The organism is Micromonospora sp. NPDC048839, assembly GCF_040649915.1.
Taxonomy (GTDB): domain Bacteria; phylum Actinomycetota; class Actinomycetes; order Mycobacteriales; family Micromonosporaceae; genus Micromonospora.
The window spans coordinates 433,446-450,111 of the sequence record NZ_JBEZGL010000003.1 but is presented as its reverse complement, the minus strand read 5'-3'; the positions used below and the strand labels follow the sequence as shown (position 1 = coordinate 450,111).

17 protein-coding genes are annotated in these 16,666 nt (G+C 71.5%); 10 read left to right on the top strand and 7 right to left on the bottom strand.

Annotated elements, in window-relative coordinates:
• Positions 1-10 precede the first annotated feature (10 nt).
• From AB0C25_RS08175 to AB0C25_RS08150, 6 genes are all read right to left on the bottom strand, one after another.
• Positions 11-1,186 (bottom strand): M23 family metallopeptidase, encoded by a 1,176-nt coding sequence (locus tag AB0C25_RS08175; RefSeq protein WP_357370813.1) that lies wholly within the window; start codon positions 1,184-1,186, stop codon positions 11-13.
• Positions 1,183-1,740, bottom strand: a complete 558-nt coding sequence (locus AB0C25_RS08170) for a hypothetical protein (protein ID WP_357370811.1) — start codon at positions 1,738-1,740, stop codon at positions 1,183-1,185. The genes AB0C25_RS08175 and AB0C25_RS08170 overlap by 4 nt, the downstream gene beginning before the upstream one ends.
• The gene (locus AB0C25_RS08165; protein ID WP_357370809.1) at positions 1,737-3,683 is read right to left on the bottom strand and encodes an MFS transporter; all 1,947 of its coding nucleotides are present in this window, start codon (positions 3,681-3,683) and stop codon (positions 1,737-1,739) included. Before AB0C25_RS08165 ends, AB0C25_RS08170 begins: the two co-directional genes overlap by 4 nt.
• 1 nt (position 3,684) lies before the next feature.
• The gene (locus tag AB0C25_RS08160; protein ID WP_357370807.1) at positions 3,685-7,122 is read right to left on the bottom strand and encodes an ATP-binding protein; all 3,438 of its coding nucleotides are present in this window, start codon (positions 7,120-7,122) and stop codon (positions 3,685-3,687) included.
• Between the two features lie 70 nt (positions 7,123-7,192).
• Positions 7,193-7,555, bottom strand: coding sequence for a hypothetical protein (locus tag AB0C25_RS08155; RefSeq protein ID WP_357252872.1), 363 nt, complete (start codon positions 7,553-7,555; stop codon positions 7,193-7,195).
• Between the two features lie 12 nt (positions 7,556-7,567).
• Positions 7,568-7,882 carry a hypothetical protein gene (locus tag AB0C25_RS08150; protein WP_074315118.1) on the bottom strand — a complete coding sequence of 105 codons (315 nt, stop codon included), beginning with the start codon at positions 7,880-7,882 and terminating at the stop codon, positions 7,568-7,570.
• Positions 7,883-8,237: 355 nt separating this feature from the next.
• On the opposite strand from AB0C25_RS08150, the gene folP reads away from it, so the two are divergent.
• The 7 genes from folP to AB0C25_RS08115 all read left to right on the top strand — a co-directional run bounded on the left by folP (position 8,238) and on the right by AB0C25_RS08115 (position 12,853).
• Complete coding sequence (gene folP, locus AB0C25_RS08145) at positions 8,238-9,134, top strand: dihydropteroate synthase (RefSeq protein WP_357370805.1); 897 nt, start codon at positions 8,238-8,240, stop codon at positions 9,132-9,134.
• A complete protein-coding gene (gene folB, locus AB0C25_RS08140; protein ID WP_357370803.1) occupies positions 9,131-9,499 on the top strand; it encodes a dihydroneopterin aldolase in 369 nt (122 codons plus the stop codon). The genes folP and folB overlap by 4 nt, the downstream gene beginning before the upstream one ends.
• The gene (gene folK / locus AB0C25_RS08135; RefSeq protein ID WP_357370801.1) at positions 9,496-10,023 is read left to right on the top strand and encodes a 2-amino-4-hydroxy-6-hydroxymethyldihydropteridine diphosphokinase; all 528 of its coding nucleotides are present in this window, start codon (positions 9,496-9,498) and stop codon (positions 10,021-10,023) included. Before folB ends, folK begins: the two co-directional genes overlap by 4 nt.
• A 19-nt stretch (positions 10,024-10,042) precedes the next feature.
• Complete coding sequence (locus AB0C25_RS08130; RefSeq protein ID WP_357370799.1) at positions 10,043-10,582, top strand: DUF3180 domain-containing protein; 540 nt, start codon at positions 10,043-10,045, stop codon at positions 10,580-10,582.
• A 119-nt stretch (positions 10,583-10,701) separates the two neighbouring features.
• On the top strand, positions 10,702-11,934 hold the full coding sequence (locus AB0C25_RS08125; protein WP_357370797.1) for an ABC transporter permease: 1,233 nt from the start codon (positions 10,702-10,704) through the stop codon (positions 11,932-11,934).
• Between the two features lie 53 nt (positions 11,935-11,987).
• Entirely contained in the window at positions 11,988-12,296 is a 309-nt protein-coding gene (locus tag AB0C25_RS08120) for a hypothetical protein (RefSeq protein WP_357252855.1), read from the top strand.
• A gap of 53 nt (positions 12,297-12,349) precedes the next feature.
• Complete coding sequence (locus tag AB0C25_RS08115) at positions 12,350-12,853, top strand: hypothetical protein (RefSeq protein WP_357370795.1); 504 nt, start codon at positions 12,350-12,352, stop codon at positions 12,851-12,853.
• Between the two features lie 97 nt (positions 12,854-12,950).
• Here AB0C25_RS08115 and AB0C25_RS08110 read toward each other — a convergent pair whose 3' ends face one another.
• Positions 12,951-13,955, bottom strand: coding sequence for an ATP-binding cassette domain-containing protein (locus tag AB0C25_RS08110; protein ID WP_357370793.1), 1,005 nt, complete (start codon positions 13,953-13,955; stop codon positions 12,951-12,953).
• A gap of 2 nt (positions 13,956-13,957) precedes the next feature.
• Between AB0C25_RS08110 and AB0C25_RS08105 the strand changes: the two genes are divergently transcribed.
• From AB0C25_RS08105 to AB0C25_RS08095, 3 genes are all read left to right on the top strand, one after another.
• Positions 13,958-14,644, top strand: a complete 687-nt coding sequence (locus AB0C25_RS08105; RefSeq protein WP_357252846.1) for an ABC transporter permease — start codon at positions 13,958-13,960, stop codon at positions 14,642-14,644.
• Positions 14,641-15,381 carry an ABC transporter permease gene (locus AB0C25_RS08100; protein WP_357370791.1) on the top strand — a complete coding sequence of 247 codons (741 nt, stop codon included), beginning with the start codon at positions 14,641-14,643 and terminating at the stop codon, positions 15,379-15,381. Before AB0C25_RS08105 ends, AB0C25_RS08100 begins: the two co-directional genes overlap by 4 nt.
• Before the next feature lie 201 nt (positions 15,382-15,582).
• Positions 15,583-16,587, top strand: coding sequence for a glycine betaine ABC transporter substrate-binding protein (locus AB0C25_RS08095; protein WP_357370789.1), 1,005 nt, complete (start codon positions 15,583-15,585; stop codon positions 16,585-16,587).
• The last annotated feature ends 79 nt before the right edge of the window (positions 16,588-16,666 follow it).

Genomic DNA, 16,666 nt, shown 5'->3' with positions numbered 1-16,666 from the left:
CGTGGTGACCTCACTCGGCAGCGCGCAGCGGGGCACCCCGCTCGCGCATGAACGGGATCGGATCGATCGCACCGCGGCTGGACCGGTCGCCGCGTAGGTGCACCTCGAAATGCAGGTGTGGCCCCGACGAGTTTCCGCTGCTGCCGACCTGCCCGATGACCTCGCCAGCCGGCACGATTTGGTCCGGCGCGACCAGGGGGCGGACCACCATGTGGCAGTACCGGGTGATGTTGCCGCCGGCGTGCAGCAGATCGACGAACCACCCGCAGCCACCCTTGCCGGGGTACCCGTCCACGTCGCAACTACGTCGTCCCTGGTTGTCCGGGTCGCAACGGGCCACCAGAACCCGCCCGGCTGCCGCGGCCCGGATCTCGGTGCCCTTGGCCGCCCCGATGTCGACTCCGTTGTGGCTGGGGCGGTCGGCGGTCCGGAATCCGGAACCGACATCGCCGGGGATCGGGGCGGTCCAGCCGGAAGCGGCAATCTCGCCGCGTTCGGCGGCGTTGCACACAGCCTTGCCGTTGATCTGGACGGTGCGGGCCGCCCCGCCGGCAAGGGCGTCAACGATCTTGCTGGCCAACTCCTCGTGCTTGGCGTACGCGTCCGGATAGGCGCTGATCTGCACCTGCTGCGCCACCACTGTCAGTGGCCGGCGTTGCCAACTCCGCACCTTGACGAGCTTCTCGTAGAACTTCCGAGCGGTGTACGCGGGTGTCATCCGCTCGGCGACCGACCCCCAGCCAGGCCGTTGCTGAAAAAGGCCAAGCGAGTCGTGGTCGGCCCCGACTCCCTCGTGTGGCAGGGCCAGAGACTCGGGGACGCCGCTGTTCGCCAGGTTACGCAGAGCGGACTCCTGCATCGCGGTGGCCAGGGCGATCACCCAGGCCCGCGAGGGCACGCCCAGATCCTGGCCGACCTTGATGATGATCGCGGCGTTGCGCACCTGTGCGTCGCCGTACTCGGTGAACCTCGGCAACTCGCCAACGATGTTCACCGGACGGATCGGGCCGCAGCCCCAACCGGCCAAAGTGTCCCCATTCTCCGCGTCACCACCGAGCCCACTGAGGAAGAACGCGGCAGTGCCGCCGGTGCAACAGAGCAGGAGCAGCATTCCGGTCACGATCGTGGTGATCACCCCGATCCGCAGGCGCCGGCGCAGAGGGGGCGCGCCACCGCCGACGGTCATTGCCGTTCCCAATCCAGCACGTCGACCAGCCAGCCGTCGACGGCGATGACCAACTCCAGCCGAAGCCGACCGGTGTCGAGGGGCAGCAGCACCTCGACGAACGTCTGAGTACGCGCCCGCACCTCCGGTGGCCCGGTGATCTGCTCGGCCGGAACCCCGCCGGGGTCGGCGCCGGACAGCTTCTCGGTCAACGCCGCTGTCGACAACGGACGTAGACCGGCCTGCCACTGATCGGCGGCAATCCCGGGCCGGCCGAGCCAGGCCTTGGCGAACCGGTCGGCGGTCTGCTCCGGTGTGCGGGCACCCGCCGGAGTGACCGGTGATGGCGGAGCCTCGGTGGACATCACACCATCGTCACCGGACGTCGGGTCCACAGTGGTAATCGGTCGATCCGGCCGGTTGCTCAGTCCGTCCGCCGGACCGGGCGGACCGGAGACCAGGCGGGCGGCCCCGATCACGCCGAAGATGAGCACTGCGATCACCAGCGCCACCCCCAGTCGGGACCGCAGCGCCCGGGTGAAGAGGAACTCCAGGGCCCGTCGCATCGCCGTCACCGGGCCTCTGAGCGCACCCGAGGTCCGGTACGGTCCGGCGCGCGCTCAGAGGAGCCCGGTCGGTAGACCACGAACGACGGGTTCTCGGCTGGCACGTCGGGTTCGGTCCAGGTCGCCGGCTGCCGCCGCCGAGGCTGGGGTGGGACCTTACGGCCCCGGCCGCCGGTCTCCTCCCTCGTGGCCTCGTCGGCGCGCTCCTGACCGTCCGGTCGCACGTCGCCGGTGCGTTGGGCGCCGACCGGAGCGGTCGGCGTCGGTACCGGGTCCTCCCTGCGCGCCTCCGGGCGCAGCCGAGTCTGCTCGGCGACCGGCGACCGGCGACGTCCACCCACCGGCTCCGCCGTGCCGCCGGGCTCCACCACATCGAGCCGCGCAGCCACCCGCATGTCCCGGAAGAACCGACGGTGCCAGGAGCCGGCCGAGCTGACCGCCTCGCTGCTGTCCTTGCCGCCGAGCTGGGTTATCCGCCGGTACGGGCGCAGCAACAGCCAGCCGACCACCCCGCAGAGCCAGACCAGCACCACCTGAAGCCAACCGGGCAGGGTGGGCGTGCTCATGATCAAATCGACAGCAAACAGGTAGATGGCGGCTCCGGTGCCGAAGATCGCGATGTTGAAGACCGCGGCGACAACAGCGTTCGCCAAGCGTCGCAGCCCGGCACTGGCCGGCCGAAGCAGGCCGACCGTGCCCAGAATCGGTGCCGCGATCACCGCCCACCGGAAGATCAGGAAGCCCAGCAGGACCAGCAGCGAAGCGGTCAGGTCGAACATCGCGAAGAGCACCGAGGCCAGCACGGCAATGAACCCGGCGCCGACCCGGTCCATGTCCCGCACTCCCTGAAGGTATTCGTAGGCCTCCGGGTCCTCGGACTTGATTTGCTCGGCCACCCGTGCCCACTGCTGCTGCTTGGCCTTAATAGTCGGTTCGCGAGTGGCCGGATTGGCACGCAGCTTCTCGACCTCGTCCCAGGACAGCGCTTTGGCGTCATACAGTGCCGGGCCATATTTCCGAGCGGTTTCACTGTCGGCCGAACCGAGTATCCCTCGCACCCAGTTCCGATAAAGCATGCTCTCGGTCGCGGTGTCGCTGGCTCGGACGGCAGGGGTCCTAAGATCTTTGCAACGATCGGGATCGATGCACCTTCCTGGGTCGGGTTCCCTTGCCTGCGGGCCGACTGCGTCGTGCACCACCCCGAGACTCGTGACAAGAGCGCCATCGGCGACATTGGCTGACTTGACTGGCCACGCGGCCAACGCCGTGACCGCGACCATCACCAGCAAAGCCCACCCGGCGGTGGTCATCGCATTGCTCATGTCCGACTGGCGGGACCGCCATAGGAGGTAGAGCCCTACTACGCACAGGGTGACGATTCCGAAGACGCTGAATACCTTCTCGTACACGGCCTTCGTCGCTTGCTCCACCAGCGGGTCAGCCCAACCCCACATCGAGCCGGGATCCCAGGCGCGCTCTCTGAGCGCGTTCGACGCGCCGATGATGGCCGTCGCGGCCATGAACTCGCCGTTCGCGATCGTTGTGGTGAACTTGTAGTCCGGGTGTAGCACGCTCGATGCGCAGCCACCGTCGATGTCGTAGGTGTTGTAGCTGTAGCCCGCATATCCGTAGAGGCTGTAACGACCAGCTACTCCGCTCGCAGCATCTGTCGGTGGCGCGGCGGCGAACCAGCCGGCGAGTCCGGAATCCGGCGTGCCCGGGGTCGGCGCGTTACGGCACTTGACCTCGTCCTCGCTGACCGCTTGCAACTTCGCCACGCAGGTACGGAAGTCGGCCTGCCACTCCTTGGTCGTGCAGAGGTCGGCGCGGGCCTGAGCGGCGGGCGGTGCGGCCGCGGCCTCCGCGCCGATCAGCGGCCAGGTGACGGTGGCCCCGGCCAGTACGCCGAGGGCGAGCAGGAACGACGCGATCCTTGCCCAGGCCCTCGCCATGTCACGCCTCCAGATCCGGCAGGGAGATGCTCGGTAGCACGCCGGCCGCCGCGGCGATCGCGGCGGGCGTGGTGTCGAGGTGGTCCAGCAGCCCTTCGACGTAGGAGACGTCGACGCGGACCTTCTGCACTCGCCCGTCGACGTCGCGCATCACGAACTCGCGGAAGCCGAGGCGGGTGGCCGAGCTGGTGTCGGCGGCGGAGAGGGAGGCGAGCGTGGCTTCGTATCCGTCGTTGACCGGCACCCGTAGCAGGCGCAGCGCTTCGGAGGCGATCTCGGCGTCTTCGGCGATCCGGCCGACGAAGACGGTGGAGACCAGGTTCTGCACGTCGAGGCCGAGGATGTCGCGGGGGTTCTGCGAGGCGACCAGGGCTGCGAGGTTCCATTTGCGGGAGTCCCGGGCGAGCCGGACCAGGAACGAACGGCCGGACCGCCACCCCTCCATGAAGTGCGCCTCGTCGAGGCCGACCAGCTTGCGTGACGACATCGACCCGCCGTAGCAGCGGCGGACGGCGAGCCGGTGGGCGGTGTGCAGCATCGGCAGGGCCAGCGCCTCTTCGGCGGACCAGTACTCCCGTTCGATCTTGAGGTCGGGCAATCGCAGCCCGGCCATGGTGATCACGGTGAGTGCGGCGTCGGCACCGAGCAGCCCTTCCGGTGGCCGGCCGAAGAAGAGCATCGCCAGCGGCATCTCGGCGGTGTCCAGCAGGAGGTTGGCCAGCTCCTTGCCGGCGTCGTCGTCGAGCCGCCCGAGGCAGCTCACCACGTCGTCCAGGCTGGACGTCTCCTCGGCGGGGACCTGCCGGACCGCGTGCCGGAACAGGGTGGCGGTCGACGCCTCGCGGGCCACCTGCGGCGGAACGAGCATCATGCAGATGTCCTGGACGAGCATCCGCCGCTCGGCCCGGGCGTTGGAGACCGCGATCTCGAACTCCCGGTCGCCAGCCGCGCCGGCAGCGAACTCGCTACGCAGTGGGGTGGGAATGAGTGAGTACGGCGCCAGGGTGCCGTGCTCCGAGCCGGTCAGGTTCAACACCCGGGAGTACGGGCGCAACTCGGGCATCGCGCAGAGGCGGGCCAGCGGGCCGGACGGGTCGAGCAGGGTCACCTGGACACCTCGGCGGGCGGCCAGGTAGCCCAGCGCGCCGAGCAGTGTCGACTTGCCACCTCCCGGTTCGGCGACGAAGACCGCCAGTCCGGAGCGTTCCCGGACCTCCATGGGGAAGTGCAGGTCGAGGAAGACCGGCCGGCGGCAGGTGCCGGCGGTCCGCCCGATCAGATCGCCCCGCCGGTCGCCCACGTTCGAGGCGGCCTGGGGGAGCGCGGCGGCGAGCAACGGCACCGGCATGCGGCGTACGTAGCCGGTGTTGGCGATCGGCTCGCCGGGGATGAACTCGCGGGCCAGCCAGTCCTGGTTCTTCGGGTGTTGCAGGGAGATGCGCAACTCGCGGGAGTAGAGCTGGATGAGCCGGCGGGCGCGTTCCAGGCATTCCTCCCTGGTCCGGCCGCCGACGGCGATCCGGTGCCAGCCGTGTGCACGGGCCGAGTCGACCGGCAGGCCGGTGGTCATCTCGTCGCCGATCACCAGCGCGCGCTTGGCCAGTCGCTCCAGCTCCGGGGGCGCGTCGATGCCGTGCTCGGCGTAGTCGAGCTGCTGCGAGCGGATCATCCGCAGCCGGTGTTCGAGATTGCGGAAGGAGTCACCGGAGCCGAGGATGTCGACCCGGGTGGAGATCTCCATCGGCCACGGCAGCCGCTCGTGGAAGTGCAGCCAGGGCTCGTGCCGCTCGGGGATCTCCAGTGGCTCCATCCGGCCGACGGCGAGCACGGCGACGTGTCGTTCCTCGCCGGTCATCCGGTTGACGAGTTTCACGGTCGAGCCGTACGGGGTGCGGTAGCGCTCCACCTGTTCGGTAAGGGCGAGCAGGTCTCCGCGTTCCCAGCGCCCGTCGGTGACCGGGGAGAGGGTGCCGGGCGGGGACATGCACAGCGCCACCGAGCGGTAGAGCAGCCACTCCAACTCCTGGGCGGTGACCCGCCGGCCGCGCATGCCGAACGCGCCGAGCACCTCGTCGAACTGCTCCACCGTGCGGCCCAGCTTGCGTCGTTCGCCCTCGGCGGTGCCCCGGCCGAAGGTGCGCAGCACCCGCTCGGTGAGCGAGTCGCCGAGGGAGCGGCGGGCGAAGGTGACGCCCAGGTAGGTCTGCCCCTCGGCGTGGTTGACGGCCATCAGGTGCCGCTGGGCGGCGACCAGGTGATCGGCCCAACCGGTGGTGCCGGCCACGTCGGCGAGCGGTGCGGGGGTGTGTGCGTCGATGGTGCGCGCCCACTCGTCGGCGGGGAACGGCCGGGTGGTGCGGCGCAGGTGCAGCCGGAAGCCCGCCAGGCCGGCGTACTGCTCGGAGATGGCTGACAACAGCGCTTCGCGTTCGGCGTCCGGCCGGAATGCCCAGCGGACCTCGGGCAGCCAGTACCAGGCGGTCACGGTGTTGGGGGTGAAGGTCAGGTGACCGGCGATCTCGGTGATGGCCAGCTCGACCGACGGGTCCCGATCCCCGAATTTGATCTTCGGGGCGCGGACCCGGGTCGGTTTGGTCGGTCGGTCCGGTCGGCTCGCGGCACGCTGTCGGGAAGGGGCGATCTCCCGGCCGGTCGGCTCGGTACCCGAGCTCTCGGGCCGATGATCCGGGTCGGCGGCGCGCTGCGGCGCGCGCTCCAGCGCCGGCCGATCCGTCGGGCCGGTGCTGGCCGGCTGCTCGGCGGGGGCCGTCGGCCGGGCCGTCTGAGCTGCCGGTCGGCCTGCCGGCGTCGCTGGGCGACGCTCCGGGGTGGCCGTCGGACGGCGTCCCGCCGTGGTGCCTGTTGGTCCGCCGACGGGACCGGTGCCTGCCGGTGGTGTGGTGGGAGTCCGGTTGGGCTCAGCCGACGGGCGGAGCATCGGCAGCCGATCGCCGGCCTGGTGCGGCACCCGGGACTCGCTGGTCGGGTGGCCACCGCCGGGGCGTGCCTCGACGGACCGGCGGCCGCCGCGGGGCTGGTCGTCGGGCGTCCATGGTGGTTCCAGCTCGGGAACCGGACGGCCCGGCGCCGGGCCGACCTGCGGCGGCGCCTGCGGTGGGATCGCCTGCTGCTCCTGGGTGCTCGGACCGGCCGAAACAGCTCGCGCGGCACCGGGCCGTGCCCCACCGAAGAGGTCCAGGAAGGGGGAGTCGATGTCGGCGTTCTCGCCGGCCGACACCGCGCTGGGCTCGGCGGGTGGCGTTCGGCGGGGGATCGGCCGGGGCGCCTGGAACACGCCCACCGCGCCGGGCGACGTCACCAGCGCAGGATCGAGCGCCACCTCGTCCTCGTCTTCGGCGTAGTCGAATGATTGCGCACGGTGACCGGCAGGCACGGCCGGGTGGCCGGCCGGAGAGCCCGGCGTGGACGAGCGACTCATGCGACCGCCTTCGGGAAGGGCAGCAGGCTCCCACCCGCGTCGTGGAACGAACCGATCGACGTACGCCCGGTCATGCCAGCTCCTCCCGGATCCTGATCCGGCTGCCGACCAGGCGCGGGTCGCGCTGCTCGATCGCCGGCTCCCGGGTGCGTCGCCAGTCGGTCAGCGCGGTGCGGATGACCACCCGCGCCGGCCGATCGGGGTCGACGTGCCGGAAGATGAACGACGTGGTCACGATGGCGAGCGCGATCTCCCAGGCCGGAAAGAGCTCGACGGTGAACGTGAACAGCCAGTGGATGAACATGTAGAGGGGGACCAGCAGCATGAAGAGCCCGTACTGGGCGTAGGGCAGGTGGACCGGAAGGGTGTAACCGGGCGGCCCGAGGTAGACCAGGCGGGCCCGGTAGATGTCGTCGTCGGTGCGCAGCCGCATCTGGTAACGCGCCTATTCGAAGATCAGGTCGATCAGGTAATCGCCGACGAAGAAGAGTGTTGCCGCGCCGGCGATGAAGGCGAGCCCGACGATCGCGATCGCGGAGCTGGTCAGCACCTTGGAGATCTCGCCTCGGCTGGCTCGGCCGATGAAGATGACGCCCAGGACGGCGAGCAGGATCGGCGCGATCTTGCTGGCGAAGAAGGTGACCACACTGTTGGTGTCGATCCCCTTCGGTGCCGGCTCCGCGAGCGGAGTCGACGCCAGGGTGGAGAGCGCGTGGGCGACGCCGGACGACGCCGTCTCCATGAGCTCGAAGGCGATCACTGGAACCTCCCCATAGCGCGGCCGGCGGTGCCGCGGCGGTGCGATAGGCAAGCCGGACGGGAAATCTGCCTCGCAGGGCATGGCGTTCTTGACCCTGCGTTCGTTACTCACCACGGAGGGTGGCGAGGTTTGGGCGGATTTTCCCCGCTTCGGCCCTCCCTCCAAGCTTCGCCATCTCGATGCTGGCCAATTCCAAAGCGTACGGCCCGCCCCGGATTGCGACAAGCCGCGAAGGGACGGCCTGATACTGCCCGGATGACCGATCGTACACCTGTTCTAACTAGCACGTCAGGGGTGGTCGGTTGAGCTGACCCGGGTCGGTTGGCGCCGCGGCCGCGACCGGTACCGTCTAGTCGTGACCGATCTGGTGCGGGCCTCGGGCCCGGTGGTGATGGGCGTCCTCAACGTCACGCCGGACTCCTTCTCCGACGGCGGACGGTACGCCGACCTCGACTCGGCCGTCGGACACGGCGTCCGTCTGCGCGACGCCGGTGCGGACCTGATCGACATCGGCGGCGAGTCGACCCGGCCGGGCGCTGAACGGATCGATGCCGCCACCGAGGCCGCCCGGGTGTTGCCGGTCATCCGCGAGCTGACGGCCGCCGGCGTGGCGGTCAGCATCGACACCAGTCGCGCCCGGGTGGCGGAGGCCGCCCTGTCGGCCGGGGCGGCGGTGGTCAACGACGTCTCCGGCGGGCTGGCCGACCCGGACATGGCCCGCGTGGTTCGCGATGCGCGCTGCCCCTGGGTGTTGATGCACTGGCGTGGCCACTCCCGCGCGATGCGCGAACTGGCCAGCTACGGCGACGTGGTGGCCGACGTCCGGGCCGAGCTGGCCCAACGGATCGACGCGGCGCTGGCCGCCGGGGTGGCCGCCGACCGCCTCATCGTCGACCCCGGGCTCGGCTTCGCCAAGACGGCCGCGCACAACTGGGAACTCAGCGCGCGTCTGCCGGAGCTGCTGGATCTCGGCTGTCCGCTGCTCTTCGGTGCCAGCCGCAAGTCGTACCTCGGCAGGTTGCTCGCCGCCCCGGACGGCACTCCACGACCGACCGCCGAGCGGGAGGCGGCCACGGTGGCCACCAGCCTGCTGGCGGTCGCCGCGGGCGCCTGGGGCGTCCGCGTGCACGACGTGCGGGCCACGGTCGACGCCCTGGCCGTCTGGGTCGCGACCGGCAGGCCGCGCCTGGCCATGCCGTCGCACGACCGGGAGCGGACACCACACGATCACGAGCATGGGGTACGGCGATGACGACCGACCGGATCCACCTGACTGGCCTGCGGGCGCACGGCCGGCACGGGGTGTACGACTTCGAACGTGAACAGGGGCAGGACTTCGTGGTCGACGCCGTCCTGGAGCTGGACCTCGGCCCAGCCGCCGCCAGCGACGACGTCGCCGACACCGTCCACTACGGCGAGTTGGCCGAACGCCTGGTCGCGGTGGTGACCGGCGAGCCGGTGAACCTGATCGAGACCCTCGCCGATCGGCTCCTCACGGTCTGCCTGACCGACGAGCGGGTGCGCACCGCCACCATCACCGTCCACAAACCGGAGGCCCCGGTGCCGCACACCTTCACCGACGTGGCCGTCACCATGACCCGGACGCGGGACCGGTGACCAGGGCCGTGCTGTCGCTCGGCAGCAACCTGGGCGACCGCCTGGAGCACCTGCGCACGGCCGTCGCCACGTTCGGCGACGCCGTACTCGTGCTCTCCGGGGTGTACGAGACTCCACCGTGGGGTGACCCCGACCAGCCCGCGTACCTCAATGCGGTGTTGCTCGCCCAGGACGCGAGCGCGACCCCCCGCGACTGGCTGGAGCGGGCTCGCGACGCGGAGCGGGCGGCCGGCCGGGTCCGTGACCCGCGGCGGCGGTTCGGGCCGCGCACGCTGGACGTGGACGTGATCGCGGTCTGGGGCGACGACGACGAGCCGGTGTTCAGCGACGAGGAGGAGCTGACCCTGCCGCACCCCCGGGCGCACCTGCGGGCCTTCGTGCTGCGGCCGTGGATCGACATCCAGCCCTACGGTCGGTTGCCCGGCCACGGCTGGTTGACCGACCTGCTCACCACCGGGCCGGCGGCGGACGACGCGCTGGAACTGCGTCCCCGGCCGGAGTTGGCGTTAGAGTCGACGGCATGACCGAGCGGAGCCGGCCGGCATGACCCAGGCGAAGTCCCCACCACCGGGCGGGTCCGACCCGGACCGGTCCCGGATGGGCCCCACCCGGATTTCGACACTGGTCGTGGCCGCGCTGGCCGCGGCGGCGGTGGCCTGGCTGCTGATCAGCAGCCTCTACTACAGCGGCGTCCCCCGGTTGCCCTGGCTGCCGGTGGTGACGCTGGCCGGGCTCGCCGTGCTCGAGGGGTACGCCGCGATCAACACCCGGGGTCGGATCGAACGCAAGCCCGGCCGGGACGCGGTCGATCCACTGCTGGTCGCCCGCCTCGTGGTGCTCGCCAAGGCGTCGGCGCTGGCCGGAGCCATCTTCGCCGGCTTCTACGCGGGGCTCACCGGCTGGCTGTTCCTGGAGACCACCCGCGCGGCCCTGGACGATCGACCGGCCGCGGGCGGGGGTCTGCTCGCCTCGCTGGCTCTGGTCGGCGCCGCGCTGTGGCTGGAGCGCTCCTGCCGGGTGCCGGAACGCCCGGACGACGAACAAGAGCAGGACCCGCGGGAGAGCCGCCCCGGCCAGCGCTGAGCAGGGGGTTACGCCCGGCTCCGAGCGCGGGTACGGTGCCTGCGATCGGAGAGCAAGGGCCGCCCAGCGTCCGTCCGCGCGCCGGACCGGGGACGGCCGGCCACTGGGGAGGCGGCGTGATGGGTTACGAAGAAGCGGGCCGGGACCGCTCGGCCGAGCCCTCGTCCGGGGTGCCGGCCGCCGTTCTGGAGAACGTCTTCGACGACCCCACCCACGGTGAGCCCGGCCGGGATCGGATCGGCGTGCAGGTGGGCTGGGAGCTTCTGCTGCTGGCCGCGGTGGCGGCGGTGGGTTGGCTGCTCTGGCAGGAGGACCAGGGCGCCCTGCGCGCCGACAACCTGCGCACGCTTCTCGTCGACGCGGTCGGGTTGGGGTTGCTCGCCCTGGCCGCCGGGCTGAGCCTGCGGACGGCGGCACCGAACCTGGCCGTCGGGCCGGTCGCGGTCGCCACCGCCCTGCACTACGCCGAGCAGGGTGATCGGGGCCTGCCCGCGTCGGTCGGCCCGGCCGTGGCGGTCGCCGCGCTGGGCGGGCTCGCGCTGGCGCTGGCCGTGGTGGTGCTGCACGTGCCGGGCTGGGCTGCCAGCCTGGCCGGCGCCGCCGGCGTGGTGGTGTTCATCGAACGCCGTTCCGCGCCCGTGCTGGTGCAGGGTGACTACGACCCGGGGCGCAGCGCCGGATACCTGTTCGCCGGCTTCGCGGCGGTGGCCGCCCTCGGCGGGTTGTTCGGCGCGATCCGGGCGATCCGCCGGATGGTCGGCAGGTACCGGCCGATCGCCGACCCGGCTCGACGGCGGGGCGCGGTGGCTGCCGTGGTCACCGCGGTCGCGCTGGTCTGCTCCACGGTGCTGGCCGCCCTCGCCGGTGTCCTGGTCGCCGCCAACCATTCCGGGTCGGTCGCGGAGCCCAGGTCGGTCGCACCCACCTCGGGGCTGGACTGGACGGTCCTGGCGATCGGGGTGGCCCTGCTCGCCGGCACCAGCGCGTACGGGCGGCGCGGCGGTGTGCTCGGCACCGTACTGGCGGTCAGCCTGGTCACCGTCTTCCAGGCGTACGCGCCGGAGCGTGGTTGGACGCTGAGCACCTGGGCGGTTGGTGGCGCCGCGCTCGGCGTCGGGTTGCTGGTCACCCGGCTGGTCGAGACGTTCGGTAGGCCCCGACCGGGCAACACCGAACCACCCGAACCGGTCACCGACGGCACGATCAGCACGGGTTGGACCATGCCGCAGTCACAGTCGGTGGACAACTGGCCGCCGACGCTCCCGACGCCGGCCGCGCCGCAACCGGTCGACCCGTGGCGGGATCCGCGCTGGGAGGACAGCCCGCGTCGGTGGGACGCCGACGAGCGGTGATCAGGGTGGCGTCCACCGAGCCGGAGCTGATCTCGACCGTTAGGCTCGGCGACATGACCGACACACCTGCCGCCACCCCCGGCGGAACCTCGTTCGCCGAGCTTGACGCGCTGTCCACCGAGGAGTTGCGGGAGCGGGCGTTCGCCCTGGCCCGGGAGCGTCGCGACGTCAAGTTCTACTGGTCGGTGCTGCGGCGCCTGCCGAACGCGGACGAGGCCACGGTGCTGGACGGCGCACCGAACTCGATCGGCCCGACCATCGACGAGGCCAACGCGCTGTGGCGGGAGCTGACCGGTCATGGTTACGAGGAGTCCGCGCCGCTGCTGCGGGCCGCCTTCATCGACTACCTGATGAAGCACTGAACCGCTCGGGGCAGCCCAGGTCCGCTCGAACGACCGGTTCGGGGCCTGGGCGGATGGCGTCGATCTTCCACCGCTCCGGTCCGGTCAGCCGCTACGGCACGGCCGCCGGCACCGGCGCGCTCGCCGTGTTGTTGCTGGTCGGGATCTGTGGCAGTCCGGCGTACACCGGTTGGGCCGCAACCCAGACCGACCCGGAGTCGGCCGGCGCCTTCTATCTGCGCCTGCTCGCGTGGCCGGCCTGGCGGCTCGACGCGGACGGGCAGGCCGGGGGTCTGTTCGCCGCCGACCTGCGGGCCGTGCTCCTGGTGGTCCTCGCGGTCGCCCTGCTCTACCTGTTGCCCGCCGCGCAGGTGGCCCGGGTGCCCGGCTCGGTCAGCCAGTTCCTCTCCGGCTGGGCCGCCTATGTGCTCGCCGGCGGGCTCGCCGCCGTGCTGGCGGCCCTGCTCAGCCCGGATCCGTCGCTGCTGGGTGCCCTGCGGGACGCCAGCACCGGCGCCGGCTACGGCTTCCTCACCGGGTGGATCATCGGCACCGCCAGCCTCGGCGGTCGCGCCTGACCTGGTCCGACGCTGTCGCGCCTGACCTGGTCCGGCGCTGTCGTTTGGGGGCGGCCGGGAGCGGGCCGCCGACGGCGGCAGCCCGGTCGCCGTCCGGTCAGTTCGCCGGTCGGCCGAGGTCGAGCAGGCGGTGTCGGCTGAGCGCACCCACCGGTCGGCCGGCGTCGGTCACCACGAGCTGGTCCCGTCCCGAGGTGAGCAGCACCGCCAGCGCGTCGTAGGCGGTGCCGTCCAGTGCCACGGTGGGCAGGTCCGCGGCGGCGTCACCGGGTACGGGCTCCAGCGAATCCCGGTCGAGTGGGGTCACCGCCAGCCGGCGGATGCCCCGGTCGGCTCCGACGAACTCGCGGACGAACGGGGTGGCGGGTGCGCCGAGCAGTGCGGCCGGTGTGTCGTACTGCTCCAGGTGCCCACCCTCGGAGAGCACCGCGATCCGGTCGCCGAGCCGGACCGCCTCGTCGAGGTCGTGGGTGACCAGTACCGTCGTCTTGCGGACCTCGGCCTGAAGGCGCAGGAACTCCTCCTGTAGGCGGGTACGGACGATCGGGTCGACGGCCGAGAACGGTTCGTCCATCAGCAGCACCACCGGGTCGGCGGCGAGCGCGCGGGCCACCCCGACCCGTTGCCGCTGGCCACCGGAGAGCTCGTGCGGGTAGCGGCCGCCGAACTGGGCCGGGTCCAGGCCGACCAGGTCGAGCAACTCGTCGACCCGGTCCCGGGTCTGGCGCTTGGGCCACCGCAGCAGTCCCGGCACGGTGGCCACGTTGGCCCGGACCGTCTGGTGTGGAAACAGGCCGACGTTCTGGATCACGTAACCGATGCGGCGGCGCAGCCGGACCGGGTCGACGTCGGTGACGTCCTCGTCGCCGAGCGTGATCCGGCCGGCGGTCGGCTCGATCAGGCGGTTGATCATGCGCAGTACCGTCGACTTGCCGCAGCCGGACGGGCCGATCAGCACCACCAGCTCGCCGGCCCGGACGTCCAGGCTGAGCTCCCGGACGGCCTCGGTGCCGTTCGGGTAGCGCTTCTGGATGCCCTGTAGGGAGATCGACGCCGCGCGAGGGGATCGGGCCGCGTCGGCAGCCTTCGGGGTAACGTCCACGTATGTCCTTCCGCCTGAGCTACCGGGCCGACCCGGGTAACCCCTGGTTCTCCTGGCAGTACGTGCGGGACAACTCTGACACGATCCTCGCCGCCGTGCGCGAACACGCCTCCCTCACCGGGCGGGCGGTGCTGCTCGCGGTGTTGATCGCGCTGCCGTTGTCCGTGTTGGCGTACTGGTTCCGGCCGCTCGCCGGGCCGATCCTGGCCGTCAGCGGGATCGTCTACACCATCCCGTCGTTGGCGCTCTTCGCGTTCGTCGCGCCCTACCTGGGCACCGGGACCACCACCGTACTTGTCGGGCTGGTCCTCTACGCGCTGCTGCTGATCGTGCGCAACGTGGTGGCCGGCCTCAACCAGGTGCCCCCGGAGGTCGGTGAGGCCGCCGAGGGGATGGGGTACGGCCGCTGGGGGCGGTTGTTCCGGATCGACCTGCCGCTGGCGCTCCCGGGCATCGTGACCGGCGTACGGCTGGCGACCGTCTCGACGGTGGCGTTGGTCACAGTCGGCGTGCTCGTCGGGCATGGCGGCCTCGGGCAGTTGATCTTCGCAGGCTTCCAGAACAACCTCTACAAGGCCGAGATCATGACCGCCGCGCTGCTCTGTGTGGCCCTCGCGCTCGTGCTCGACCTCCTGCTCGTCCTGGTCGCCCGGCTGGTGACCCCCTGGTCCGCCCGGAGGGCACGGTGACCGTCGAGGCGAACCCGATCGGCCAGGCGATCACCTGGATCAACGACCCACTCAACTGGACCAACCCCGGCGGCATGCTGGACCGGCTCGGTGAACACCTGACGATCTCGGCCCTGGCGGTGGCGCTCGGCTGCCTGGTGGCCTGGCCGCTCGGGCTCTGGCTGGGGCACCTCGGCCGGGGCGGTGGCCTGGTGGTGCTGGTGTCCAACGCGACCCTGGCCATCCCCACCCTGGCGCTTCTCACCATCCTGCCGGTGGCCTTCGCCAGCGGCTTCGGGCGGACGCCGGTGGTGGTGGCGCTCGCCGTCTTCGCCGTGCCGCCGCTGCTGGCCAACGCGTACACCGGGGTGCGGCAGGTGGACCCGGAGGCCCGCGACGCGGCCCGGGGGATGGGCCTGTCCGGCGGGCAGTTGCTGCGCCGCGTCGAGTTGCCGCTCGCGGTGCCCTACCTGGCAGCCGGCTTCCGGACCGCGACGGTCCAGGTGATCGCGACCGCCGCGCTCGCGTCATTCGTCAACGGCGGTGGCCTCGGTCAGATCATCCGGACCGGCTTCGGCATCGGTATCGCCGCCGGGGGCGGCCAGATCGTCGCCGGCGGTGTGCTGGTGGCCGGGCTCGCGCTGCTGGCCGAGGTGGTCCTCGGCGGTGTCGAACGCCTGGTCACCCCTCGTCCGCTGCGCCGGGGACGACAGCGGCTCGGTCGGCCCCGAGCCGCGGACGCCACCGGGCGCGCCTGACCCGTCCGGGTGAGCCCCACGTCAGGTCGGCCACCGAAGGTGGTCCGATCGGTGACGATGAGGTGACGAAGTCCATCCCAGGTTGTCGGTCGGTTGCGGAGCATGTTGGGTGGACATTCGCGGGCGACCGACAGTCAGGATCGCCCGTCGGACACGCGGCCGGCCCGGGACGGGCCGCGCCGGGACACGGAAGGCGGGCACATGCGCGCACGTACACGTCTGGCGATCGGCGCGATCGGCGCCGTCGCCGGGGCAGCTCTTCTCACCGGCTGCGGTGACGCCGGCTCGTCCGGCACCGATGCACCCCAGTCGAGCGCCTCCGGCGCCGGATGCGCTCCGGTCGCCGGTAAGCAGCTCATCGCTCTGCAGGATGACAAGAAGCTCCAGAACTCCGACAACGTCATCCCCGCGGTCAACAGCAAGGCGGCCAACCCGCAGCTGCTCGCCGCACTGGACAAGGTCTCCGCCGTACTCGACACCCCGAAGCTGATCCAGCTCAACAAGGCGGTCAACGAGGACCGCAAGACCGCCAAGGTGGCGGCCGAGGAGTTCGCCAGCGCCAACAACGTCACCGCTGGCATCGCCAAGGGGTCGGGCGGCGACATCGTGGTGGGCGCCGCCAACTTCGCCGAGAGTCAGATTCTGGGCGAGCTGTACCGGATCGCGCTCACGGCCGCCGGCTACCAGGTCAAGGTGCAGCAGATCGGCAACCGCGAGCTGTACGAGCCGGCACTGGAAAAGGGTGAGATCCAGGTCGTCCCGGAGTACGCGGCGACCATGGCCGAGTTCCTCAACACCAAGGCCAAGGGCGGCACTCCTCCGCCGATCTCCTCGCCCGACATCAACACCACGGTGACCGCGCTCAAGGCCGAGGGCGGCAAGGTGGGCATCACCTTCGGCACCCCGGCCGCCGCCCAGGACCAGAACGCCTTCGCCGTCACCCAGGAGTTCGCCGACAAGTACGGCGTGCGGACCCTGTCCGAGTTCGCCGCCAAGTGCTCCGGCAGCGCGACCGTGCTGGGTGGCCCGCCGGAGTGCGAGCAGCGGGCCTTCTGCAAGCCGGGTCTGGAGAAGACGTACGGGCTGAAGGTCGGCTCGTTCTCCTCCCTGGACCAGGGTGGACCGCTCACCAAGAGCGGTCTGCGGGACGGCACGATCAGCGTGGGCCTGATCTTCTCCTCGGACGGCGCGTTCGCCACCAGCTGAGCCCTCCCCGGGCGTGCTGAGGACGCCCCCGCCCCGACCGGGCGGGGGCGTCCGCCCGTACCGGGACCCCGTTCCCTCC

Excerpts from the sequence above, each read along its gene's own strand:
- AB0C25_RS08175 (WP_357370813.1), bottom strand. The coding sequence starts at position 1,186 with ATGACCGTCGGCGGTGGCGCGCCCCCTCTGCGCCGGCGCCTGCGGATC.
- AB0C25_RS08165 (WP_357370809.1), bottom strand. The coding sequence starts at position 3,683 with ATGGCGAGGGCCTGGGCAAGGATCGCGTCGTTCCTGCTCGCCCTCGGC.
- AB0C25_RS08160 (WP_357370807.1), bottom strand. The coding sequence starts at position 7,122 with ATGAGTCGCTCGTCCACGCCGGGCTCTCCGGCCGGCCACCCGGCCGTG.
- AB0C25_RS08155 (WP_357252872.1), bottom strand. The coding sequence starts at position 7,555 with ATGCGGCTGCGCACCGACGACGACATCTACCGGGCCCGCCTGGTCTAC.
- folB (WP_357370803.1), top strand. The coding sequence starts at position 9,131 with ATGACGACCGACCGGATCCACCTGACTGGCCTGCGGGCGCACGGCCGG.
- AB0C25_RS08130 (WP_357370799.1), top strand. The coding sequence starts at position 10,043 with ATGACCCAGGCGAAGTCCCCACCACCGGGCGGGTCCGACCCGGACCGG.
- AB0C25_RS08125 (WP_357370797.1), top strand. The coding sequence starts at position 10,702 with ATGGGTTACGAAGAAGCGGGCCGGGACCGCTCGGCCGAGCCCTCGTCC.
- AB0C25_RS08120 (WP_357252855.1), top strand. The coding sequence starts at position 11,988 with ATGACCGACACACCTGCCGCCACCCCCGGCGGAACCTCGTTCGCCGAG.
- AB0C25_RS08115 (WP_357370795.1), top strand. The coding sequence starts at position 12,350 with ATGGCGTCGATCTTCCACCGCTCCGGTCCGGTCAGCCGCTACGGCACG.
- AB0C25_RS08105 (WP_357252846.1), top strand. The coding sequence starts at position 13,958 with ATGTCCTTCCGCCTGAGCTACCGGGCCGACCCGGGTAACCCCTGGTTC.
- AB0C25_RS08095 (WP_357370789.1), top strand. The coding sequence starts at position 15,583 with ATGCGCGCACGTACACGTCTGGCGATCGGCGCGATCGGCGCCGTCGCC.